At 72.8% G+C, this 21,304-nt stretch carries 25 protein-coding genes; 10 read left to right on the forward strand and 15 right to left on the reverse strand.

Annotated features, from left to right (window positions below; genetic code table 11):
- The first annotated feature begins 36 nt into the window (after window positions 1–36).
- Entirely contained in the window at window positions 37–927 is an 891-nt protein-coding gene (locus ACZ5GT_RS03935) for a carbohydrate kinase family protein (RefSeq protein ID WP_469014174.1), read from the forward strand.
- 52 nt (window positions 928–979) lie between these two features.
- Here ACZ5GT_RS03935 and ACZ5GT_RS03940 read toward each other — a convergent pair whose 3' ends face one another.
- Window positions 980–1,774, reverse strand: coding sequence for a methyltransferase (locus ACZ5GT_RS03940; RefSeq protein WP_469013875.1), 795 nt, complete (start codon window positions 1,772–1,774; stop codon window positions 980–982).
- Window positions 1,775–2,207: 433 nt separating this feature from the next.
- On the opposite strand from ACZ5GT_RS03940, the gene ACZ5GT_RS03945 reads away from it, so the two are divergent.
- On the forward strand, window positions 2,208–3,335 hold the full coding sequence (locus tag ACZ5GT_RS03945) for a magnesium and cobalt transport protein CorA (protein WP_469013877.1): 1,128 nt from the start codon (window positions 2,208–2,210) through the stop codon (window positions 3,333–3,335).
- Between the two features lie 10 nt (window positions 3,336–3,345).
- Here the strand turns inward: ACZ5GT_RS03945 and ACZ5GT_RS03950 are convergent, their stop codons facing one another.
- Together ACZ5GT_RS03950 and ACZ5GT_RS03955 are read right to left on the reverse strand one after the other, a co-directional pair.
- Window positions 3,346–3,774, reverse strand: a complete 429-nt coding sequence (locus ACZ5GT_RS03950) for a CBS domain-containing protein (protein WP_469013879.1) — start codon at window positions 3,772–3,774, stop codon at window positions 3,346–3,348.
- 126 nt (window positions 3,775–3,900) lie between these two features.
- Window positions 3,901–4,542 (reverse strand): nucleoside/nucleotide kinase family protein, encoded by a 642-nt coding sequence (locus ACZ5GT_RS03955; RefSeq protein WP_469013881.1) that lies wholly within the window; start codon window positions 4,540–4,542, stop codon window positions 3,901–3,903.
- A 217-nt stretch (window positions 4,543–4,759) separates the two neighbouring features.
- Here ACZ5GT_RS03955 and ACZ5GT_RS03960 point away from each other — a divergent pair, with 217 nt between their 5' ends.
- Together ACZ5GT_RS03960 and ACZ5GT_RS03965 are read left to right on the forward strand one after the other, a co-directional pair.
- Entirely contained in the window at window positions 4,760–5,239 is a 480-nt protein-coding gene (locus tag ACZ5GT_RS03960; protein WP_469013882.1) for an anthrone oxygenase family protein, read from the forward strand.
- 191 nt (window positions 5,240–5,430) lie between these two features.
- Window positions 5,431–6,918 (forward strand): glutamate synthase subunit beta, encoded by a 1,488-nt coding sequence (locus ACZ5GT_RS03965; RefSeq protein WP_469013884.1) that lies wholly within the window; start codon window positions 5,431–5,433, stop codon window positions 6,916–6,918.
- A gap of 142 nt (window positions 6,919–7,060) precedes the next feature.
- On the opposite strand, the gene ACZ5GT_RS03970 is transcribed toward ACZ5GT_RS03965, so the two are convergent.
- The 3 genes from ACZ5GT_RS03970 to ACZ5GT_RS03980 form a co-directional block, all read right to left on the reverse strand.
- Window positions 7,061–7,870 (reverse strand): SAM-dependent methyltransferase, encoded by an 810-nt coding sequence (locus ACZ5GT_RS03970; protein ID WP_469013888.1) that lies wholly within the window; start codon window positions 7,868–7,870, stop codon window positions 7,061–7,063.
- Between the two features lie 99 nt (window positions 7,871–7,969).
- Window positions 7,970–8,224, reverse strand: a complete 255-nt coding sequence (locus ACZ5GT_RS03975; protein ID WP_324783627.1) for a DUF397 domain-containing protein — start codon at window positions 8,222–8,224, stop codon at window positions 7,970–7,972.
- Window positions 8,225–9,085, reverse strand: coding sequence for a helix-turn-helix domain-containing protein (locus ACZ5GT_RS03980; protein WP_469013894.1), 861 nt, complete (start codon window positions 9,083–9,085; stop codon window positions 8,225–8,227).
- Window positions 9,086–9,286: 201 nt separating this feature from the next.
- On the opposite strand from ACZ5GT_RS03980, the gene ACZ5GT_RS03985 reads away from it, so the two are divergent.
- Entirely contained in the window at window positions 9,287–9,910 is a 624-nt protein-coding gene (locus ACZ5GT_RS03985) for an ATP-binding protein (RefSeq protein WP_469013896.1), read from the forward strand.
- Complete coding sequence (locus tag ACZ5GT_RS03990) at window positions 9,901–10,341, forward strand: hypothetical protein (protein ID WP_469013897.1); 441 nt, start codon at window positions 9,901–9,903, stop codon at window positions 10,339–10,341. The genes ACZ5GT_RS03985 and ACZ5GT_RS03990 overlap by 10 nt, the downstream gene beginning before the upstream one ends.
- A 42-nt stretch (window positions 10,342–10,383) precedes the next feature.
- On the opposite strand, the gene ACZ5GT_RS03995 is transcribed toward ACZ5GT_RS03990, so the two are convergent.
- The 3 genes from ACZ5GT_RS03995 to ACZ5GT_RS04005 all read right to left on the reverse strand — a co-directional run bounded on the left by ACZ5GT_RS03995 (window position 10,384) and on the right by ACZ5GT_RS04005 (window position 13,643).
- Window positions 10,384–10,569, reverse strand: a complete 186-nt coding sequence (locus tag ACZ5GT_RS03995; protein ID WP_469013899.1) for a hypothetical protein — start codon at window positions 10,567–10,569, stop codon at window positions 10,384–10,386.
- Window positions 10,570–10,786: 217 nt separating this feature from the next.
- On the reverse strand, window positions 10,787–12,688 hold the full coding sequence (locus ACZ5GT_RS04000) for an FUSC family protein (RefSeq protein ID WP_469013900.1): 1,902 nt from the start codon (window positions 12,686–12,688) through the stop codon (window positions 10,787–10,789).
- A 163-nt stretch (window positions 12,689–12,851) separates the two neighbouring features.
- Complete coding sequence (locus ACZ5GT_RS04005; protein ID WP_469013901.1) at window positions 12,852–13,643, reverse strand: nucleotidyltransferase domain-containing protein; 792 nt, start codon at window positions 13,641–13,643, stop codon at window positions 12,852–12,854.
- 329 nt (window positions 13,644–13,972) lie between these two features.
- Between ACZ5GT_RS04005 and ACZ5GT_RS04010 the strand changes: the two genes are divergently transcribed.
- Together ACZ5GT_RS04010 and ACZ5GT_RS04015 are read left to right on the forward strand one after the other, a co-directional pair.
- Complete coding sequence (locus ACZ5GT_RS04010) at window positions 13,973–14,572, forward strand: gamma carbonic anhydrase family protein (protein ID WP_469013903.1); 600 nt, start codon at window positions 13,973–13,975, stop codon at window positions 14,570–14,572.
- A gap of 57 nt (window positions 14,573–14,629) precedes the next feature.
- On the forward strand, window positions 14,630–15,094 hold the full coding sequence (locus ACZ5GT_RS04015; RefSeq protein ID WP_469013904.1) for a GNAT family N-acetyltransferase: 465 nt from the start codon (window positions 14,630–14,632) through the stop codon (window positions 15,092–15,094).
- Between the two features lie 72 nt (window positions 15,095–15,166).
- Here the strand turns inward: ACZ5GT_RS04015 and ACZ5GT_RS04020 are convergent, their stop codons facing one another.
- A complete protein-coding gene (locus tag ACZ5GT_RS04020; protein ID WP_469013905.1) occupies window positions 15,167–16,234 on the reverse strand; it encodes an MBL fold metallo-hydrolase in 1,068 nt (355 codons plus the stop codon).
- Between the two features lie 82 nt (window positions 16,235–16,316).
- A complete protein-coding gene (locus ACZ5GT_RS04025; RefSeq protein ID WP_469013907.1) occupies window positions 16,317–17,012 on the reverse strand; it encodes a uracil-DNA glycosylase in 696 nt (231 codons plus the stop codon).
- A 397-nt stretch (window positions 17,013–17,409) separates the two neighbouring features.
- Between ACZ5GT_RS04025 and ACZ5GT_RS04030 the strand changes: the two genes are divergently transcribed.
- Window positions 17,410–17,988 carry an RNA-binding S4 domain-containing protein gene (locus tag ACZ5GT_RS04030; protein ID WP_469014177.1) on the forward strand — a complete coding sequence of 193 codons (579 nt, stop codon included), beginning with the start codon at window positions 17,410–17,412 and terminating at the stop codon, window positions 17,986–17,988.
- Between the two features lie 97 nt (window positions 17,989–18,085).
- On the opposite strand, the gene ACZ5GT_RS04035 is transcribed toward ACZ5GT_RS04030, so the two are convergent.
- Window positions 18,086–18,562: a DoxX family protein gene (locus ACZ5GT_RS04035; RefSeq protein ID WP_469013908.1), complete on the reverse strand. Its 477-nt coding sequence runs from the start codon at window positions 18,560–18,562 to the stop codon at window positions 18,086–18,088.
- Between the two features lie 259 nt (window positions 18,563–18,821).
- Here ACZ5GT_RS04035 and ACZ5GT_RS04040 point away from each other — a divergent pair, with 259 nt between their 5' ends.
- Window positions 18,822–19,088 carry a DUF6343 family protein gene (locus tag ACZ5GT_RS04040; protein WP_469013910.1) on the forward strand — a complete coding sequence of 89 codons (267 nt, stop codon included), beginning with the start codon at window positions 18,822–18,824 and terminating at the stop codon, window positions 19,086–19,088.
- Window positions 19,089–19,142: 54 nt separating this feature from the next.
- On the opposite strand, the gene ACZ5GT_RS04045 is transcribed toward ACZ5GT_RS04040, so the two are convergent.
- The 3 genes from ACZ5GT_RS04045 to ACZ5GT_RS04055 are packed head-to-tail and all read right to left on the reverse strand — an operon-like array spanning window position 19,143 to window position 21,178.
- Entirely contained in the window at window positions 19,143–19,526 is a 384-nt protein-coding gene (locus tag ACZ5GT_RS04045) for a tetratricopeptide repeat protein (protein WP_469013913.1), read from the reverse strand.
- Between the two features lie 49 nt (window positions 19,527–19,575).
- Window positions 19,576–20,193, reverse strand: a complete 618-nt coding sequence (coaE, locus tag ACZ5GT_RS04050) for a dephospho-CoA kinase (protein WP_469013915.1) — start codon at window positions 20,191–20,193, stop codon at window positions 19,576–19,578.
- 46 nt (window positions 20,194–20,239) lie between these two features.
- Window positions 20,240–21,178 (reverse strand): PAC2 family protein, encoded by a 939-nt coding sequence (locus ACZ5GT_RS04055; protein WP_469013916.1) that lies wholly within the window; start codon window positions 21,176–21,178, stop codon window positions 20,240–20,242.
- Between the last annotated feature and the right edge of the window lie 126 nt (window positions 21,179–21,304).

Below are 21,304 nucleotides of genomic sequence, written 5' to 3' on the forward strand. Positions count from 1 at the left end.
GGAGCCGCGGGCTCCCCGGGCCCGGGGTCCGGTGCTCTGCTGGTGGTCGGGGATGTGATCACTGACGTCGTCGCCCGGCACCGGGGGCCGCTCGCGCCGGGGACGGACACGGCCGCGGCGATCCGTACGGTGCCGGGTGGCGCGGGTGCCAACGTGGCCTGCTGGGCGGCGCACTGGGGCTGTCCGGAGGTGCGGCTGCTGGGCCGGGTGGGTGAGGAGTCGGCCGCGTGGCACGAGCGTGAGCTGGTCGCCTGTGGGGTCCGTCCCCGCCTCGTCGTCGATCCTCGGGCGCCGACGGGGACGGTGATCTGTCTGGTGGACACGGATGACGCGGCCGAGCGGACCTTCCTCACCGACAGCGGCGCCTCGTTGCGGCTCGACCCCGGTGACTGGTCCGACGCGCTGCTCGACGGAGTCGCGCGACTGCACCTGTCGGGCTACCTGCTGTTCTCCGAACCGAGCCGGGCACTGGTGGCGGCGGCCCTGCGTTCGGCACGCGCGCGTGGCGTGCCGGTGAGTCTGGACCCGGCATCGGCGGGCTTTCTCACCCGGTTGGGCGTCGACCGTTTCCTGCGGCTCGTCGAAGGAGTGGACGTCCTGCTGCCGAGCCGGGGCGAGGCCTGCCTGCTCACCGGGTTGCCCGATCCGGGGGACGCGGCGACGAAGCTCAGTCGGCACGTCCCGCTCGTGGTCGCCAAGCAGGGCGCTGACGGCGCGCTGGTGGCCAGGTCCGGCGAGCTGTGCGCCCGGGTACCGGCCGTCCCGGCGACGGCCAGGGACACGACAGGGGCCGGCGACGCCTTCACCGGCGCATTCCTCGCGGCCCTGCTCACGGGCGCCGACCCGGAGCACGCGGCGCGGGAGGGCTGCCGGGCGGGGGCCCGCGCCGTGGAACGGGTGGGCGGGAGGCCGACGGCCGGGAAGTGACCGCGAGGCGGAGAACCGGGGGCGGCGGCCCGCAGGAGGAGGCCGGAGATCGCTACGCCTTGCGTCCCCACGCCGAGATCATCGGGGCGGTCGCCAGGTCCATGTCGCCGGACGCGACGTTCGCCAGGTGGCGGTCGATCTCCTCGTCCGTGGCCAGACCCGCGGCGACGAGACGTTCGCGGATCTGCCGGATCGTGGCGGATTCCAGGGCGGTGCAGGCCGGTGATGAGACCGGGAAGTACGCGTCGGCCTCGACCTGTCGCAGGCCGGCCTCGCGCAACAGTCGCGGCAGCCTGCGGCCGTAGGACAGGTCGGCTCCGCTGTCGGCCAGCAGTCGGCGGAAACCGTGCCGCAGCCGGTTGGCGAGGTGCTGTTCGGGGCCGTGCTCGTCGGGGCAGAGCAGCGGCTGGAGCGTGGGGTCGGCGTCCTCGACGAGGAGGCGTCCGCCGGGGCGCAGGGCCTTGACCATCGAGCGCAGTGCCCGATCGCGCTCCGGGACATGGACGAGGACCAGCCTGGCGTGCACCAGGTCGAACCCCTCCCCCGGCGGCTCCTCGGCGCCGACGTCGTGGACCCGGACGTCCACCGGGGGCCGGGCGACGGAGGCGAGGCGCGAGGTGTCGATGTCGGTGGCGACGACCTTGCCGGTCGGCCCGACCTTCTTGGCCAGCCAGGACACCACGGACGTGCCGCCGGCCCCGACCTCCCAACAGCGCCATCCGGGTCCGACACCGCACTCGGCGAGGTGCCGGAAAGTCGTGGGATCGAAGAGGGAGGCGAAGGCGTCGAAACGCTCACCCGCCTCGGACTGCCGGTTGTCGAGGAGGTATCCGTCGGATCGCATCATGGTTCGATCATCCCAGTTGTCCCCCTTGTCCGGCATCCCAGTTGTCCCCCTTGTCCCACAGGTCGAGGCACTGTCCCGTCAGCGCGAGGCGGTGCCCCGTCAGCGCGAGGCGGTGTCTTGTCGGTGCGGGGCGATGCGCCGTCGGGGCGATGTCCCGCTGAGGCCGGGCGACATCCCACCGGCGTGAGGGGCCACCCCGCCGGGCGCGGGCGACCGGCGTCCGCAGCGCCCGGCCCTCTTCGTCCACAGGAGGGAACAAAGCGGAGCGCTGAGTTCCCACAGGGTCACCCACGGTTCGCCGGAAACTGGCAGACTGGCGCGCCACGGGGCAGATACGCGACGCGCCGCAGGAGCACGGACCACGGCCCACAGCCCACGGCGCACCGCACGAACAGAGCATCAGGCCCGAGGAGTTGCACGCGAGGAGATCCAGATGTCGATGGCGGGGAACCTGCGGAAGGTCACGCGTCTCAGCAAGGTCGGCGGCCTCCGCAAGGTGGCACGGCTCGCCCGGCGGCGCCCCCGCGTCGACCTGAGCCACCCGGCCCGGTCTCCACTGGGGTCCTCGGTGGTGAACTGCGTGACGTACCGGGACGGTGCCCGGACCTCCGGTGGCGAGGACGTGGTCGAGGCGGTGGAGCGGGTGCGCAGCAGCCGCCACGGCTTCGTGTGGCTGGGCCTGCACGAGCCGACGGACCAGGAGTTCGCGGGCATCGCCGAGCTGTTCGACCTGCATCCACTGGCCGTGGAGGACGCGGTCGAGGCCCATCAGCGCCCGAAGCTGGAGCGCTACGGGGAGACGCTGTTCGCGGTGCTGAAGACGGTCTGCTACGTCGAGCACGAGGAACTGACGGCGACCAGCGAGGTGGTGGACACCGGCGAGATCATGGTGTTCGTCGGCGAGGACTTCGTGATCACGGTGCGGCACGGCCGCCACGGCTCGCTGGGCCCGCTGCGCGAGGAGCTGGAGGCCGACCCCGAGAAGCTCGCCAAGGGGCCGGCCGCGGTACTGCACGCGGTCGCGGACAACGTGGTCGACGACTACCTGAGCGTCACCGCCGCGGTCCACGAGGACATCGATCAGGTCGAGACGGACGTGTTCACGGAGAACGGCGCGCGGGCCGATCCGGGACGCATCTACCAGTTGAAGCGGGAGCTACTGGAGCTGAAGCGGGCCGTGGTACCGCTCGGGCGGCCGATAGAGGACCTCGCGACCCGGCCGATCCGGGTGGTGGACCCGGAAATACAGGCCTACTTCAGGGACGTCCTCGACCATCTGATACGGGCCAAGGAACAGATCGCCTCCTTCGACGAGCTGCTGAACTCGATCTTGCAGGCGCACCTGGCCCAGGTCACGGTCGCGCAGAACGAGGACATGCGCAAGATCACGGCATGGGCCGCGGTGATCGCCGTGCCGACGATGGTCTGCGGGCTCTACGGCATGAACTTCGACCACATGCCGGAGTTGCACTGGAGGTTCGGATATCCGCTGGTCATAGCCGTGATATCCGTCGCGTGCCTGGTGCTGTACCGCGGTTTCCGGCGCAACGGCTGGCTGTGATCCGGCGGGGTCAGCGCGCTCCGCTCCGGGCGTAGACGCTCTCGGCCCAGTCGGCGATCTGGTCCTCCGGCAGGTGCCTGGCGAGGTCCGCTTCGCTGATCATGCCGACCAGCCGCTTGTTCTCGATGACGGGGAGCCTGCGGATCTGGTGATCCTTCATCTCACGCAGGACGTCGGAGATGTCGGCCCTCGCGTCGATCCAGCGCGGGGTGCCGTGGGCCATCTCGCCGGCGGTGGTCCTGGCCGGGTCGTGCCCCATGGCCACGCAGCCGACGACGATGTCACGGTCGGTGAGGATGCCGCAGAGCCGTTCGTTCTCGTCGCTGATGGGCAGGGCGCCGACGTTCAGCTGGCGCATGAGCTGGGCCGCCCGGTCCAGCGTCTCGTGGGCGGGGATCCACTGGGCTCCCCGGTGCATGATGTCTCCGGCGGTGGTCATGGAGTACCTCCTGGTACCGGACGGCCGGCGCGGCACGGGACGCACCGCTTGTCCCGGCGACATACACATTCTCGCCGCGCAACGGAACGGGCGCATCCGGAGCCGGGCGGGGGCCGGGGCTGTGCGTCACCCGCTCCAGGCCGGGTGGCGTGGGTCGTCGGCGCGTACCAGCACGTCGGCGGTGCCGGCCGGGTCGGTCTCGGCCTCGTAGCGCTCGTAGGCGGGAAGCGTCCAGTGGTCGGTCTCGGGGGTGCGGCGGCGCAGGGCGTCGGGTGAGAGGCGGAGGTGCACGGTCAGGTCGAAGGGGAACCAGTGGCGCAGCAGGAGTGGACCATGCAGCAGCAGGCAAGAGCCGGGCCGGAGTGGGACGTACGGGCTGCGGGTGGCACGGTCGGTGGCCGGGTCCCGCAGATCGGGCAGGACGCGCCCGTCGCCGCCGGGTTCCAGGGGACCGAACACCTCACGCCACAGGGCGCCCGTGTCGAACCACCCGTCGTAGTAGGCGTCCACGTCCTGCCGGCCGTGTTCGAGGCGGAGCGAGGCCGGACGCAGGAAGCCCTCCGTGCCGACGACCAGCGAGGGGCGGCCGAGCGTGCGCAGTGCCTCGGCGACACGCTCGGCGAGGTCTCCGGGGCGGGCCGCCGGGGCGCCGTCGAAGGCGATGCGCGGCCAGGGGCTGCCGTCGGCCGGTTCCAGGTCGAGCAGTCGCTCGGCCAGGAGGTCGCCGAGCCGGTCCCAGGTGATCGCTTCGAGTCGCACACCGGCCATGATGCGTCAGGCGCGGAGCGCAATGGGGCGCGGGCGGGCCGCAGAGCGCCGGGCCGCACGGGGAACGGCCACACGGGGGACGCAGGTGCGGGCGCGGTGCCGGATCGCGGGCCGACTTCTCCGGTCCTTCCATGGTCGCGGGTCCCGTGCGGGAATGCACTTGTGGAGAGGCGACGCACCGGGGAAAGTCCCGGCTGGACAGGGGAGTTGATATTTGATGATCGATGGTCCGTATTACGTGCTGACGGTGTTGGGGGTGCTCGGGACCGCTCTGGTGGCCGGGGTTTTCTGCGCCTTCTCGACCTTCGTGATGCGAGGTCTCGCCGCGCTGCCGCCCGCACAGGGCGTCGCCGCGATGAACGCGATCAACGTGACGGCGGTGACACCGGCGTTCATGGCCGTGTTCGTCGGATCGGCGGTGCTGTGCTCGGTGATCGCCGTGGTGACGTTCGTGCTGTGGCCGGACGACGGGACGGTGGAGTTGCTGGTGGGGAGCGCGCTGTTCCTGCTCGGCTCGTTCGGGGTGACCATGGTCGCGAACGTGCCGCGCAACGACGCGCTGCTCCGGCTGGACCCCGGGACGCCGGAGGCGGCCGCGTACTGGCCGTCGTACGTGCGCGAGTGGACGAGGTGGAACCACGTACGGATGATCGCCTCGGCCGGCACGGCGGTGGCGTACGTGCTGGCACTCACCTGAAGCCCTGTCCAGCCCCCTGTCCGGCCCCCTGTCCGGCCCCGCCCGACCGCGGCAGGAGCCGCCTCGGTGAGGAGCATCTCGGAAGAGCACCGTCACGCCTCTGCACGCCCGGTCGACGGGTCGTATCGTGGCCGCAGGAGCGCCGCCCGATGACGCACGCCCTGTCGTACGCGGACGCAAGGAAGACGGCCATGGCCGATCCCAAGGGTTTCCTCACGACGCCTCGCCGGGACTGGCCCCGCCGGCCCGTCGCGGAGCGGGTCCGGGACTGGGACGAGGTCTACGTCCCCGGTGGCCTGCTGCCCATCATCAACCGGCAGGCCGACCGCTGCATGGACTGCGGGGTGCCGTTCTGCCACGACGCCTGCCCGCTCGGCAACCTGATCCCCGAATGGAACGACCTGGTCAGCCGCGACGACTGGCGCGTGGCCGCCGAACGGCTGCACGCCACCAACAACTTCCCCGAGTTCACCGGCCGGTTGTGCCCCGCCCCGTGCGAGGCGGGGTGCGTGCTCGCGATCAACCAGCCCGCGGTCACCATCAAGAACGTCGAGTGCGCCATCGCCGACCGGGCCTGGGCGGACGGACTCGCGCCGCCGAGCCCGCCGGAGCGGCTGTCGGGACGGACGGTCGCGGTGATCGGATCGGGACCCACCGGGCTGGCCGCGGCACAGCAGCTGACCCGCGTGGGGCACACGGTCGCGGTGTACGAGAAGGACGACCGGCTCGGCGGGCTGATGCGGTACGGCATACCGGCGTTCAAGATGGAGAAGCACCGTGTGGACCGGCGCATCGAGCAGATGCGGGCCGAGGGGACCGGTTTCCGCACGTCGACGGCGGTCGGACGGGACGTGGAGGCCGCGGAACTGCGCACCCGGTACGACGCGGTCGTGATCGCCACCGGGGCGACGGCATGGCGTGAGCTTCCCGTGCCGGGACGGGAGCTGGCCGGCGTCCACCAGGCGATGCAGTACCTGCCGCTGGCCAACCGGGTGTGCGAGGGGGATCTGGAGATCTCCCCGCTGTCCGCCGCCGGGAAGCATGTCGTCATCGTCGGTGGCGGCGACACCGGGGCGGACTGTCTGGGGACGGCGGTGCGCGAGGGTGCCGCGTCGGTCACGCAGCTGGACATCTACGCCCAGCCGGGGACCGAGCGGGACGAGGACACCGAGCCGTGGCCGACGTACCCGAAGGTGTACCGGCTGTCGCCCGCGCACGAGGAGGCCCGTGATCTTCGGACGGCGTCCGCGGCGGACGCGGACGCGCGGCTGTTCGCGGCGTCCACGCTCCGTCTCACCGGGGACGCGGGCGGGCACGTCCGGTCGTTGCACCTGGTCGAGGTGGACGCGGCGCGGCGCCCGCTGCCGGGTACCGGGCGTTCCCTTCCCGCCGATCTCGTGCTGCTTGCCCTCGGTTTCTCCGGGCCCGACCGGGGGGACGGGCTCATCGACCAGCTGGGGCTCGTGACGGAGCCGCGCGGGACGATCGCGCGGGACGCCGGGTTCGCGACGAACCGGCCCGGGGTGTTCGCGGCCGGGGACGCGGCGCGCGGGCAGTCGCTGATCGTGTGGGCGATCGCGGAGGGACGGGCGGTGGCGGCGGCCGTCGACCGGTATCTGACGGGCAGTACGCGGCTGCCGGCGCCGGTCTCCCCGCACGACCGACCGATGGCCGTGTGACGCCCGCGCGACGGCCACGCCGGAGCCGTCCGACGGGCCAAGCCCTGGCCGCCGAGAACAGCGGCCAAGGCTTACGGCGGAGCGAAAGCGTCCAGGGCCTCCGGCAAACGAAAACGGCCAGGGCTTCGGCGCAGAACGGCGGCTAAGGCTTGCGGGCCACCGCCCCGTACCCCGGGATCACCCCGTCGTCCTGGCCGGGGACCGGGTCGCCCAGTTCGGGGTGCCAGTTCTGCGGCACCTCGACGCCGGGTTCGACGAGTTCGAGGCCGTCGAAGAAGCGGGTGAACTCCTCGCGGGAGCGCAGCGCCAGGGTGACGCCGGCCGCCTTCAGCTTCTCGGTGGCCGCCTTGGACTCCTCGGGGGTGAAGTCGGCCGTGGCGTGACTGAGGACCAGGTAGCTGCCGGAGGGCAGTTCGGACAGCAGCCGGTTGACCAGCTCGTAGGCGCCGTCCTCGTCGGAGACGAAGTGCAGCAGCGCGATGAGCGAGAGGGCGACGGGCTGGGTGAAGTCGAGGATCTTCCGCGCGCCGTCGAGGATGGCGTCCGGATCGCGCGCGTCGGCCTGGAGGTACTCCGTCACGCCCTCGTCCGTACCGCGCAGCAGGGCGGCGGCGTGGGCGAGGACGATCGGGTCGTTGTCGCAGTAGACGACGCGGGCGTCGCGTGCGGTCTCCTGGGCGATCTGGTGGAGGTTCGGCTCGGTCGGGATGCCGGTGCCGATGTCCAGGAACTGCCGTACGCCGTTCCGGGCGAGCCAGCGTGTGGCCCGGTGCATGAACGCCCGGTTGACCCGCGCCATCACCGGCACGCGCGGGTCGAGGGCGAGCATCTGGCGGCCCATCGCCTCGTCGACGGGGTAGTTGTCCTTTCCGCCGAGATACCAGTCGTACATCCGCGCGGGATGGGGTTTGCTGGTGTCGATCCGGACGAATGGCTGCTGTTGCCCGGTCATGGGGAACTCCGTGTGAGTGTGCCGCAATTGACGTAATTAATGATCAACTCAGTGCCGGTGGAACGAGGGTCGGTGAACGCAATCGGCTGAAAACAGGCCTCAGGACAGCAGGAAGTCGGCCTCACCCGCCTTGGCGCCCTCGATGAAGGCGGTCATCTCGTCGGTGGTGTAGATCAGCGCGGGGCCGTCCGGATCCGTCGACTGGCGGACGGCGATCCGGCCGTCGGCGAGCTTCATCGCCTCCAGGCAGTTGCCGCCGTTGCCGCCGCTCCACGGCTTGTGCCAGCCCTCGCTGCCCAACTCCCGTGCGGGCATACCGTTGTAGACGTGTTTGCGCGGCTTGATGCGTTCCATTCACAGCTCCTTGCGGAGATCCCGGAGGATCTCCTTCGTGCGATGTGCCGTAGCGGCCTGCGCCGCCATGCGGTCCATGACCTCGAGGTGGGTCGCCACCTCGGTGCGCGCGTCGAGGTAGACGGCGCCGGTCAGGTACTCGCTGTAGACCATGTCCGGCAGTTCTGACATGGCAAATCGGAACAGCACGAAGGGCCCGAACGTGCCGGGATGCGGCCCGTTCGCAAACGGCGCGACCTGCAGGGTCACGTTGGGCAGCTTCGTGGCCTCGAGAAGTCTGTCGATCTGGGCACGCATCACCTCCGGGCCGCCGGCTGGGCGGCGCAGTGCGGTCTCGTCGAACACGGCCCAGAAGTGGGGCGCGTCCTCACGGGTGAGCAGTTCCTGTCGTTGTATGCGCAGCGCGACATGGCGCTCGATGTCCTCGGGCCTGGTCTGCCCGACGGCACCCGAGCGCATGACCGCGCGGGCGTAGTCCTCGGTCTGCAGCAGGCCGGGGACGAAGTGCGGGTCGTAGGAGCGGATGAGGCTCGCCGCGCCCTCCAGGCTGACGTACATCGAGAACCAGCCGGGCAGGATGTCGTGGAAACGTTGCCACCAGCCGGGCTTGTTGGCCTCCTCGGCGAGCTGGACGAAGGCCTCGGCCTCCTCGTCTGACACGCCGTAGGACTTCAGCAGCAGCTGGAGGTACGGGATCTTGAGACCGACCTCGGCCATCTCCATGCGGCGGACGGTGGCCGGCGCGACGCGGAGCACACGGGCGGCCTCCTCGCGCTTGAGTCCGGCACGTTCCCGCAGGTCCAGCAGACGGCGTCCGAGGACGACCTGACCGACCGTCGGCGCGGACCGCGGCTCGCTCACGCTCCACCTCCACGAATGAATGCTGACAGCCCGACGGCGCCATTCGAAGACCCACTCGAAGATCTGTGCGGATCTCCGTCGATCCCAACTGGCGCCGCTCGAGGTGCTGTTGCGAGCAGTGTGCCATGGCCGTCCAGAACGTCACACCGCACTCTGCATTTTTCAGAGTGACACTTGCCAAGTGTTCACGCCGGGGAGATAGTGGCAAGCGTGATTCCGTCCGCGCCCTTAGGAACAGACGCTGCCGCAGACCGCCCGCTCGGTCTCGGCGCCACCGCGGGGGTGACCCCTGACCGGGCCGCCGCCGAGCGCCGGTTCCGCTTCGAGCTGGCCGCACATCCGGGCTCTCCCGCGCAGGCCAGACGCCTGGCCAAGGCCTGGCTGAACGGCTGGTCGGTGTGCGAGGACGTCTGCGACACGGCAGCCCTGGTGATCTCCGAGCTGGTCACCAACGCCGTCGTGCACACCGCGAGCAGGCACATCGTCTGCGAGCTGCACGACGGCGACGACCTGGTGCGCATAGCCGTGCGCGACCAGGGGTGCACGCCTGGTGAGCCTCATCCGGCACGGGCGCGGCCCGAGGAGGAGCACGGGAGGGGACTGCTCCTCATCGACTCGCTCTGCAAGGCCTGGGGCGCCCAGGAACACGGCCCGGGGTTGCTGGTGTGGGCGGAACTGCCGCGCAAGGCCGACGAGCCCCGGCACGACTGCGGGCCGTGCAACGACCTGGGCTGGGGAGCCCGGCCCAAGCCCGGTCCGGCCGACGGCCCGGGCGACGAGGACGAAACGGAATCGCGGTACGGGACGGGGGGCGCATGGGCGTGAGGGCTGCGTCCGGCGGCCAGGTGCTGAGCCTGGACACGCTGGTCCGCCTGCGGCGCGGGCTGCACTCGCCGGGCACGCCCCGACGGCTGCCCGTACCGGAGGGCATGACGGCTCCGCTGGGCTGCGACGCGGTGTCGGTGCCCGCCCGCCTCGGCCCCCTGGTTCTGCCCCGGCTCCCCCGGGTGGGGTGCGTCTACGCCGACGAGACGCACTGGTGGTGGATCGTGCCCTCCGACTCGGACTACGCGCTGGAGTGGCCCGCGCCCGCCGAGTACGCCGCCGGGGCGGTCGTTCCGGACGCCCCGGCGGTCCCCGGCCTCATCCACAAACCGGACAGCACGGTGCCGTACACCCCGCCGATCCCGCTGTACCTGGCGCTGTGCCGGGTGACGGGCACGACCCCGACGTGGTCCCGTTCGGTGACCGCCTAGCTGTACCGGCCCGGGACGGCGGGGACTCGGCCGGCAGGGGGCTCAGGCCGTCGCGTCGGCGGCGTCGCCGGTGCGGACGATCACCAGGAACGTGTCGGTCGCGAGGTCCATGACAACCTCGGCGGGCAGACCTTCCTGACGTCGCGCGTGCGCGAACTCCTCCGCGGGCCACGATCCTCGCGGCCCGCCCGCGGGAAAGCGTTCGAGCACCGTTCGCCCGTTCACCATCCTGCACCTCCAGTAAAGCGTCGTAGCTTGTAGGAGTTAACGCCCTGGACACCTGGAAAGCCTCGTCCAGTTGCGGGACTGAGACGTACTTGACACTTGTTCCGCGCGGAGTGTGAGGGCTTGATCACTGTACGACGATCAATGTCACTTTCCGCTCCGACTCACCACCCACGGTGACCCTCCCGGATATGGGCGCGCGACACCTGGGAAGACCTGACTAGGACCGGACACGGCCCGCAAGCCCGGCGACGGACAGCTCGGACAAGCCGGACAGCTCGGGCAGTGACAGTCTCGCCGGTTCGCGTCGCTGCCCGAACTCCTCGACCAGTTCGGCGAGCTGCCGGGCGTGACGGGGTGAGATGCGGCCCGAGTCGTCGAGGTGGACGGCGCAGGCGGTGGTCGTGTCGACGAGCCGTTCGAGGGTGGCGACGAGCTGGTCCGCGCCCGCCGAGTGCCTTGCGAGGGAGGGCAGTTCGGCGGCGGTGAGGGCGATGGCGGCTCGGGCCTCGGCGAGCGTGCGGTAGGCCTCGCGGCGGAGCGTCCAGCGTTCCTCGCGGTCTGCGGACTCGCCGAGCACGTGGGTGAGGTAGGCCTGTGCGGCCGCACTCGCCGCCGCCAGGCGGGTCCGTACCGCGCCGCCCCGCTGCCCCGGCATCGGCAGGTGCCCGACGACGAGCACGATCGCGCACGCCAGCAGGGTCTCCCCGATCCGGCTGACGGAGGCCTGCGGCTCGCCGCCGACCATCACCAGGGCCAGCACCAGGACGGTGACGACGGCGGTCTGCGCGGCGAAGTGGCGCGTGGCGACGGGGATGAGGGCCCCGCTGACGGCGACCAGCGCGACGAGCCCCTCCGGCCGGGGCAGCACGGCGGCGAACCCGGCGAAGACGACGGCGCCCAGCACGGTCCCGGCCGCCCGGCACAGCACTCTCGACGCGAGCGGTCCGAGGTCGGGCTTGACGAGGAAGACGGCGGTGGCGGGCAGCCAGTACCAGTGCTGGTGCTGCCCGTGCCAGCGGGCGTGGTGCAGCGCCTGGGCGACGGCGGCGCCGGCCCCGAAGCACAGCGCGACCCGCAGACCGTATTCCCGGCCGCCGGCGCCACAGGCCAGACGCAGGAGTTCCCCGGCGGTGCGCCGCCGGGTGTGCAGGTCGCTCGGCCGGCCCCGGTCGAAGGCGTCAGCGGCGTGGAGCAGGGCGTCGTCGAGGGCGCGCAGGGCGGGCGCGGACCGGTGCGGCGCGGGCAGCGGCCCGGTGGGGGTGTTGCCGCGTACGGCGGCGGCGAGCCGCCGGGGCCCTTCGGAGGCGCGCCCGGCGACGGCGTCCCCGGCCCACGCGAGCGCGGTCGCCGCCTCGGCGAGCGGCAGCGCGGCGGCGTACTGCGCGTGCAGCCGCCGCTCGGCGGAGGAGGACGCGTACCGCCGCAGCCGGGGCCCGGCGAGCGCGTCCTGCGCGTGATCGAGGGCGGCGGTGAGCGCGGCACGCCGGGCGAGGGCGTCGTCACCGCCGACGGCGTCGAGCAGGTCGGCGACGGCGTCGTACACGGCGGCCACGGCGGCCCGCTCGCCGTCGAACCGGAAGTCGAACCGGAAGTCGCCGGCGAGCGAGCCGGGCGTGGGCAGCAGCAGCCGCAGGGCGAGCAGCCAGCCGGCGCCGGCGAGGAAGGCCAGCGCCCTGGCCGCTCCGCTGTCGGGCAGCGGCATCCCGGCCCCGACGGCGGAGGCGACGAGCAGTTGGGTACCGGCCCCGGAGGCCACGGGACCCACGGCGCTCACCGAGCCTGCCAGCAGCCCGAGACCGGCGAGCAGGAAGGTCAGCGCCACGGCCCCGGCGTGGTCCCCGGCATACGTCCCGACGAGCAGCCCGCCCGCCCCGGCGAGCGCCGGCCCTCCGATCCGCTGCACGGCCGCCCGACGGCTGCCCGGCCGGTCGTTGATCCCGGCGAGCATGGCGGCGATGGCGGCGACGACACCGAGCGAGGTACGGCCGAGCAGCACGGCACCGACGAGGAGCGGCCCGGCGGACAGGGCGCCCCGCGTGACCGCGCTCCAGGGGACGGGACCCCGCTGGGCGCGGAGGGCGTGGGCGAGCCAGGGCGGAACGGCGAGGGGACGCGACACGGGGCTCCTGTCCGGACGAGGGCGGGGTGTGCCTTCGGGCGACGGTGGCCGGGCGTGAAGAGGTGTGGTGTCCACGATAGATCGGCTACGCGGGAAAAGCGGAACGCGGGCATTTCGGTGACGTGACGATCTCCCCGCAACGGCGGCGGATCCACCGGCGGTTCTACGGCCTGCGGGATGCGGCCACGGCCCGGGCCAGGACCGCCTCGGCCTCGGTGACCGACCGAAGGAGCGCGTCCTGTCGCGGCGTCAGATCTGCCACGAGCGTGTCGACCTCGCGCAGGCCCGCCCGCTCCAGCAGACCTTTCTCGTTGGTGACCCACTCCCCCCGCGCGGCGAGGACCGCGTGCGCCGTCTGGACCGCGGCGAGGGCGACCGCGCCCGCGACCTGGGTGACGGCTCCCTTGGGCGCGTGCGCGGCCTTCGCGTAGTCCAGGGCCGCACGGGCCATGCCGTACCAGTACTCGGGGGCGGTCCGGCGCAGGGCCGGCGGGTACAGCGCGGGGCGCAGCAGTTCACCGCGCAGCACCCGGTTGACGGCCAGTTCGGCGACGACCAGATACGTCGGGATGCCGGCCAGGTGGAACAGCAGCGGCTCCACCCGGAAGCGGCCTTCCCAAGCGTGCGTCAGTTCACGTTCCACCACGTCGAGATCGCGGTAGTGCACGTCGACGCGGCGTTCGTCGATCGTCAGCCAAGCGCCGCCGTTGAAGACTCCGCCGCCCCAGGCGCCGATGTCGCAGACCTCGCCCTCCCAGCCGAGGGCGCGGAGGTCATCGGGGTCGAAGGAGCCGCGGTAGTAGACGGCCAGGTCCCAGTCGCTGTCCGGGCGGTGCGTGCCCTGGGCCCGGGAGCCGCCGAGGGCGACGGCGCGGACCGCCGGGAGGGCCGCGAGACGGTCGGCGGTGGCGTCGAGGAAGGCGGAGTCGGAGAGGGAGGGCGGCGAGGACGGCATGGGTGCGGCTCCTGGAGGTGGGGGCGGCGCGGGAATGCGGCTCGGGCGGCGCCCGGCTACGCGGACTGCCGGATTGGTAGCGGCCGCGGGTGCGGGGCGTCGAACGGTTTTCCGTCGGGGGTCGTCAGCGCTCGTCGCCGGTCGTCGGCGCTCGTCGGCGGCCATGGACGGTCGCCTCCGGTCGTCGCCGGACCTCAGGCCGCGCCGGCACCCCGCGGGATATTGGGATGCGCGCCCGGCGTCCGCGGCGGACGATCGGCAGGACGTCCGCTGCCCGTCCGCGGAGCATGTGTGGACCGACCAGTGCAGACCCAGGGCAGGAGAGCCGTATGTTGATCGAGCACCGTGGGCAGCGCCCTGTCGTCCCCGACTCCGCGTACGTCGCCCAGACGGCCGTCCTGTGCGGCGCCGTCGTCCTCGGCGAGCGGGCCAGAGTGCTCCACGGGGCCGTGCTCAGCGCCGAGGACGGTGAGGTCCGCGTCGGCTCGGACGTCGTCGTCATGGAGAACGCCCTGGTGCGCGGGCGGGCCGGACACCCCGCCGTCATCGGCGACGCCGTGCTCGTCGGTCCGCACGCACACGTCAACGGGGCGACCATCGAGGACGAGGTCTTCGTGGCCACCGGTGCCTCAGTCTTCCCGGGGGCGGTCGTCGGCGCCGGCTGCGAGTTGCGGATCAACAGCGTGCTGCAGGTCAACTCCGTGCTGCCGCCCGGCACCGTCGTACCGATCGGGTGGATCGCGGCCGGGGCGCCCACGGCCCGGCTCTTCGCACCCGGACAGCACGACGAACTATGGGCCGTGCAGCAGGAGCTGGACTTCCCCGGCACGGTGTACGGCGTGCCGCGCGGCACCTCCATGCGGGACCTCATGGCGCGCCAGAGCGAGTTCTACGGCGCCCACTCCGAAGACCGTCCCCTCGACGACTGACGACTGAAAAGTGAGCACTGCCAAGTGACAACTGACACGCACCGAAGGGATCCCCTCTTGTCTTCCGTATCGTCCGCCGTCACTCTGCGCCGGGCCGTGGCCGCCGACGCCTCGGCCGCCGCGGACGTCTGGCTGCGGTCCTTCCGCGCCGCGCTGCCCACGGTCGTCAGCCCGCGGTCCGACGACGAGGTGCGCGACTACTTCCGGGAGGTGGTCGTGCCGCTGCGGGAGACGTGGGTGGCGGCGGACGCCGGAGCGGGGATCGTAGGCGTGATGGTGCTCGCCGGCGACGAGTTGTCCCAGCTCTACCTGCGCCCCGACTGGCGCGGGCGGGGTGTCGGGGACCGGTTCGTCACGCTCGCCAAGGAACGCAGCCCCGGCGGGCTCGACCTGTGGACCTTCCAGGTGAACAAGCCCGCCCACCGGTTCTACGAACGCCACGGCTTCGTCGCCGTCGAGTACACGGACGGCAGCGGCAACGAGGAGCGCGAGCCGGACGTGCGCTACGTCTGGCGCCCCTGAGCGCACCACCGGCCGGGCGCCGGACCCGGCAGCGGACCGGCGCCCTGCGCCCCGGCGTCCGGCCGCACACGCTCAGTCCCCGGCCGCTGCCCCCGCCGCCTCCTCCGCCGGGTTCGGCGCGGACGGGCGGGACACTCCCGGGCCTCCAGTGCCTCCAGTGCCTCCGGTGCCGCCCGACTCTCCCGGGCCCCGGTGGCGGTAGGCCCAGTCGGCGGCCCGCGCGGCGAGCTGGACGAGGTCCGGTTCGCCGGTGTCGCCGTCGAGGTGGCGGTACTCGACGGCGGTCAGGATCACGATCCGTTCCGGCAGGCCGAGGTGGTCGTGGTAGCCGGTGGCGATGATGTCGGCGGCGGCCTCGGCCGCGCTCAGGCCGGCCGCGTGACGGGCGTGGACGAGCTCTTCGAGCCCGCGGAGATAGGCGAGTTGGTCGCGTACCTCCTGCGGGCCCATGACCGGGCCGTGTCCGGGGACCACGGTCTCGGGGTCCAGGCCGAGGATCGTCTCGCAGGCGGCGGCCACCCGGTCGAGGGGGCCGTTCCAGTGGACGGGGTGGTCGCCGTGGAAGAGGACGTCGCCGGCGCAGACGGTTCGTTGCGCGGGCAGGTGGACGACGAGGTCGCCGGCCGAGTGCGCCGGGCCGACCTCGATCAGCTCGGCCTCGACGGCGCCCACCCGCAGCTCGTGCCGGCCGCTGAAGGTGCGGGTGGGCGGGACGGCGTCGACGTCCTCGTACCGGTAGCGGCCGAAGTGCTCGCGGGCGTACCAGCCGAGGGGCTCGTCGGCCGGTGTGTCGTGGGTGAGGAAGTGCATCTGCCGGGGCGACGGTTCGCGGCAGACGTGCTCGGCGGAGGCCCGGGTGGCGATGATCTCGGCGCCGGGGAAGCAGCCGTTGCCGAACGTGTGGTCGCCGTTGACGTGCGTGTTGACGATCGTCTCCACGGCCGCGCCGTCGGGCAGCACCCGCCCGGCCGCCGCGATCAACGCCTCGGTCATCGGCCGGTCGTAGGGGGTGTCGACCAGGGCGGCCTGCCGGCCGGAGGTGATGAGCAGGCAGTTCGCGAAGCCCCAGGTGCCGGTGTGCCCGGGGGCCCACAGATGGAGCCCGTCGGCCAGGGGGGTGAGTCCGTCAGGAAGGTTCATGCCGGTCATTGTCGTGAAGACACGCGCGCGTGGCGCGGCAACTCCCCGGCCGCACGCACCCGTTGTCCGGATCGGCGCCGGCTCAGCCGGTCACCGGCAGCCCCGCCGTGCGCGCCGCCGTGCGCAGCACCTCCCGCAGCATCGCGGGTGTGAGCCTGCCGGTGAAGGTGTTGCGCTGGCTGACGTGGAAGCAGCCGAAGAGGTCGAGGCCGTCGAGCGGGACGCGGGCACCGTGAGCGAAGACCGGCCGCGGCCGGGGCACCGCCCAGCCCGCCTCGGCGAACGCGGGCAGCGCGGCCTGCCAGCCGAAGGCGCCGAGCACGACGACCGCGCGCAACGTCGGCCGCAGCAGCCGTAGTTCCCTTACGAGCCAGGGGCGGCAGGCGTCCCGCTCGGCCGGGGTGGGCTTGTTCTCGGGCGGGGCGCAGTGCACGGGCGCCGTGACGCGGACGCCGTGCAGCGTCAGCCCGTCGTCGACGGACGCGGCGGTCGGCTGCGAGGCGAGCCCCACGTCGTACAGCGCCTGGTACAGCACGTCGCCGGAGCGGTCGCCGGTGAACATGCGGCCGGCGCGGTTGCCGCCGTGAGCGGCCGGCGCGAGGCCGATGATCAGCAGGGAGGCGTCGGCGGGTCCGAAGCCGGGCACGGGCCGGGCCCAGTACATCCAGTCCCGGAAGGCGGCACGCCGGGTCCGGCCGACCTCCTGACGCCACTCCACGAGCCGTGGACACGCGGCGCACCCTGCGATACGGGCGTCGAGCTCGGCCAGGCTGTCCATGCGTCAACGGTACGTCGGTGGCGCCGCCGGGCAGCCGTGGTGCCGCCTCCGACGGGGAACCGGGCTCGGCGGTGCGGTCGCTGAGCCGTCCGCTGCCCCGTTCGGTCATGGCCGTGAGCGGTTGCCGCGCCGACTTGCCGACGTGTTCCGCACGGGGCGGGCCGGGACGGCGGTCCGCTGGATGCCGGCGTCGTACTCATCGGCGTCCTTGCCGGCGCCGCGTTCCCGGCCGGGCCACGTCCCAGCAGCGCCGGAAATCCCCCGGGGTCTTCCGACGCGGGGGACTAAGGTCGGAAACATGGCTTTGCAAGGTGACGAGGAGAGGGGTCCGCAGGCCGCGGGCCCCGACACGGGCGACGCGCAGGCCGCCGGCGACGCGCCGCACCCCGCGGGCGACATGCGGGCCCCCGAGGACGCGAAGGCCGTGGGCGACGCGGAGGCCGTGGGCGACGGCGCGAAGGCCGGCGATCCCGAGGCCGGCGATCCCGAGGCCGCCGAGTCCGAGGCCGTCGAGTCCAAAGCCGTCGATCCCAAGGTCGCCGCCGCGATCGCCGCGGCCGAGGCGGCCGGGCCGGCGCCCGGCGAGACCGTGCGCATCGACAGCTGGATCTGGGCCGTGCGCTTGATCAAGACCCGTTCGATGGGCGCCACCGCCTGCAAGGGCGGTCATGTGCGGGTGAACGGACAGAACGTGAAGCCCTCGCACTCCGTGCGGGTCGGCGACGAGGTGCGGCTGCGGCACGACGGCCGGGAACGGGTCGTCGTCGTCAAGCGCCTGATCCGCAAGCGCGTCGGCGCCCCCGTGGCGGTCCAGTGTTACGTCGACAACTCGCCGCCCCCGCCGCCGCGCGAGGCGATCGCGCCCGCCGGCATCCGCGACCGCGGCGCGGGCCGCCCCACCAAGCGGGACCGCCGCGAGCTGGAACGCCTGCGCGGCCTGATGGGCGGTGGCGCGGGACGGCCGGGCGGACGGTGACGCACGGCGGCGGTGTCCGGGGGCGCTCCCCCGGGGCTCCCTGAGCCCCCGGGCCCGCGCGGTCCCGCCGGACGCCGCCGTGGGCGGGGCGGGGCATTCAGCCCCGCCCGCGTACCAGCCGCAGCAGGTCCGCGTTGGAGCTCCGCCGCGCCCAGGCGATCAGCGCCAGCGGCACCATCAGGATCAGCGGCGTCGCCGCGTTCTGCCCGTCGAAGACGGTCATCTGGACGATGAACGCGCCCACCATGAGTGCGCTCAGGGCGACGGCCGCCACCGACTGCAGCACCGGCACCAGCAGGGCGACGGCACCGGCGAGTTCCAGGGCGCCGATGATGTACATGCCCGCGCTGCCCCAGCCGATCCTGTCGAACGACTCGACGGCCGCGGGATGGGCGATCAGCTTCGGCAGGGCGCTCGCGACGGCGTAGAACAGGGCGAGCAGCACCTGCACCGTGCGCAGGGCGATCCGCGCGCGGCGGCCGCGCGGGAACGCGGACCCGGCGACGGCGGAACGCGCGGCGCCGAAGGCGGTGGTGCCGGGAGCGGTGGCGACGGGAGCGGTGGTCTCGGACACGGGGATCTCCTGCGGAAGCGGTCGGTGACGCTGTCACAGGATTGGACCGGCGCTCCGGCCGGAACTCATCGGTGCCGCACCCGCCGAATCCCGTCCCGCGACGGAAAACAAGTCGACGGCCCGCCGGCTCGCGCGGACGAGTTCACCGACGTCCTCGCGGGGTACCGCGAGATCGAGCAGGATCTCGGCCCCGTCGTCCGGACGCTTCGGGCGGACATCCGCTCCGAAGCGGTACGTGCCAGGAAGGAGTGGTGCTCCGATGCGTACGGGCAGTGAACCCACGACCGCCCGCAGTCCGCTGCGGATGCGTTTCTGGCTGAGCCTGTGGGGGCTGGCGTGGTCGGTCTTCGGCACGGTCGCCTTCGCCCTCCTGGGGCAGGTGTGGTGGGCGGTCGCGTGCGGGGTGCTGTTCCTGCTGGTCATGACCGACATGGTCATGATCCTCAGGCACATCCGCCAGGGCCCCCACTACCAGCCGGGGCGGGAGGTCCCGCCCTACCTGCCACCGGACGAACCGAGGCGGTAGACCAGCCGGACCGGCGGGACGGGCCGGACGGACCGGACGGTCGGACCGGACCGGTCAGGGCGATTCGAAGCGGGCGCGGCGCAGGTACTGCGGGTTGGGGTCCAGCGCGGCCGCCAGCCGGAAGTGCCGCCTGGCCTGGTCGGGACGGCCCTGCCGTTCGTAGGTGCGGGCGAGCGCGAAGTGGGCGAACGCGTTGTCCGGTTCGCGCTCCAGGACGACGGTGAACTCCAGCTCGGCCGGCCGCAGCTGGGCGGCGGCGAAGAAGGCACGCGCGCGCAGCAGCCGGGCAGCGGTGTTCTCCGGGTGGGCGGCGATGACGGAGTCGAGCAGTTTCACCGCGCCCCGCGGGTCCCGCGCGTTGAGCAGCTGCTCGGCCGCGCGGAAGTCGATGACGTGCGTCTCCGGGGTACGTCCGGTCGAACCGCTGGTGTCGGGCACGTCGAATTCCTTCCCTCGCTGGAGGGGTTCAACGCCCGGCCGTGAGCCGCTATTCCTGTTCTGTCCCGGTCGCGTGGGCCCTGCGCTCCAGCTCCTCCCAGACCTCCCGCACGCGTCGTCGCAGGTCATCGAGGGGTACGTCGTTGTCGATGACGATGTCGGCGATCTCCCGGCGCTTCTCGCGGGTCGCCTGGGCGGCCATCCGGGCGCGGGCGTCCTCCTCGGTCATGCCGCGCAGCCGGACCAGCCGGTCGAGCTGGGTCTCGGGGCGGGCGTCGACGACGATCACGAGGTCGTACAGCGGGGCGAGGCCGTTCTCCGCGAGGAGGGGCACGTCGTGGACGACGACCGCGTCCTGGGCCGCGGCCGCCTCCAGTTCCCGGGAGCGGGCGCCGACCAGGGGGTGCACGATCGAGTTCAGGACGGCGAGCCGTTCCGGGTCGGCGAAGACGATGGAGCCGAGCCGGGGCCGGTCGAGGCTGCCGTCGGTGGCGAGCACCTCCTCGCCGAAGGCGTCCACGACCGCGGCGAGGCCGGGCGTGCCCGGCGCGACGACCTCGCGCGCGATGCGGTCCGCGTCGATCAGGACGGCGCCGTGTTCGACGAGCAGCCGTGACACTTCGCTCTTGCCGGCGCCGATTCCACCGGTCAGGCCCACCTTCAGCATGAGCCGAGCTTAGAGAACCCGGCGTGGGCCGGGGTGCGGGGGGCCGTCAGTTGTCGCCCTCCCGTTCCGCGAGGAAACGTTCGAACTCGCGCCCGATCTCGTCGGCGGACGGGATGTCGGCGGGTTCGGCGAGCATGTTGCCCCTGGTCTCGGCGCCCGCGACGGCGTCGTACTGGTTCTCCAGGCCCGACACCAGGGCGGTGAGCTCCTCGTCGCCCTCCTGGATCTGCCGGTCGATCTCCGTCTGGGTGCGGAGCGCCTCCGTGCGCAGGGCGTGCGCGACGCCGGGCAGCACCAAGCCGGTGGCGGCGGTGATCGCCTCCAGGACGGTCAGCGCCGCGTCCGGGTACGCGGAGCGGGCGATGTAGTGCGGCACGTGCGCGGCGACGCCGAGGACGTCGTGCCCGGCCTCCATCAGGCGGTACTCGACCAGCGCCTCGGCGCTGCCGGGGACCTGGGCCTCGTCGAAGGGGCTGCGGTGGCCCGGGACGAGGTCGGTGCGGTTGCCGTGCGGCGTGACGCCGACCGGGCGGGTGTGCGGGACGCCCATCGGGATGCCGTGGAAGTTGACCGACAGGCGCACGCCGAGCCGCTCGACGATCTGCTGGACGGCCGCGGCGAAGCGCTCCCACTCCACGTCCGGCTCGGGCCCGGACAGCAGCAGGAAGGGCGCCCCGGTGGCGTCCTGGACGAGCCGCACCTCAAGGGCGGGCACGTCGTAGTCGGTCCAGCGGTCGCGCCGGAACGTCAGCAGCGGACGACGGGCGCGGTAGTCCACCAGCCGGTCGTGGTCGAAACGGGCGACGACCTGGTGGGGCAGCGAGTCGAGGAGCCCGTCGACGATCTGGTCGCCGGTCTCGCCCGCGTCGATGTATCCGTCGAAGTGGTAGAGCATGACAAGACCGGCCGACTCCTGGGCGAGCGCCATGTCGACGACCGCCAGGCCCTTCGGCTCCCATGCGTACAAACCCTGCGGATCAAGCACAGTGACCGCTCCTCCTCGTGTTCGTACTGCACAACCACCCCCGGGACAGGGGCATTCCCGCCCGCGCCGCTGATCAGGCATCACCGGCGGTCACAGACGCGCGACTTCGGAGCGGGGCGTGGCCCG

The organism is Streptomyces sp. NPDC031340 (genome assembly GCF_055569945.1).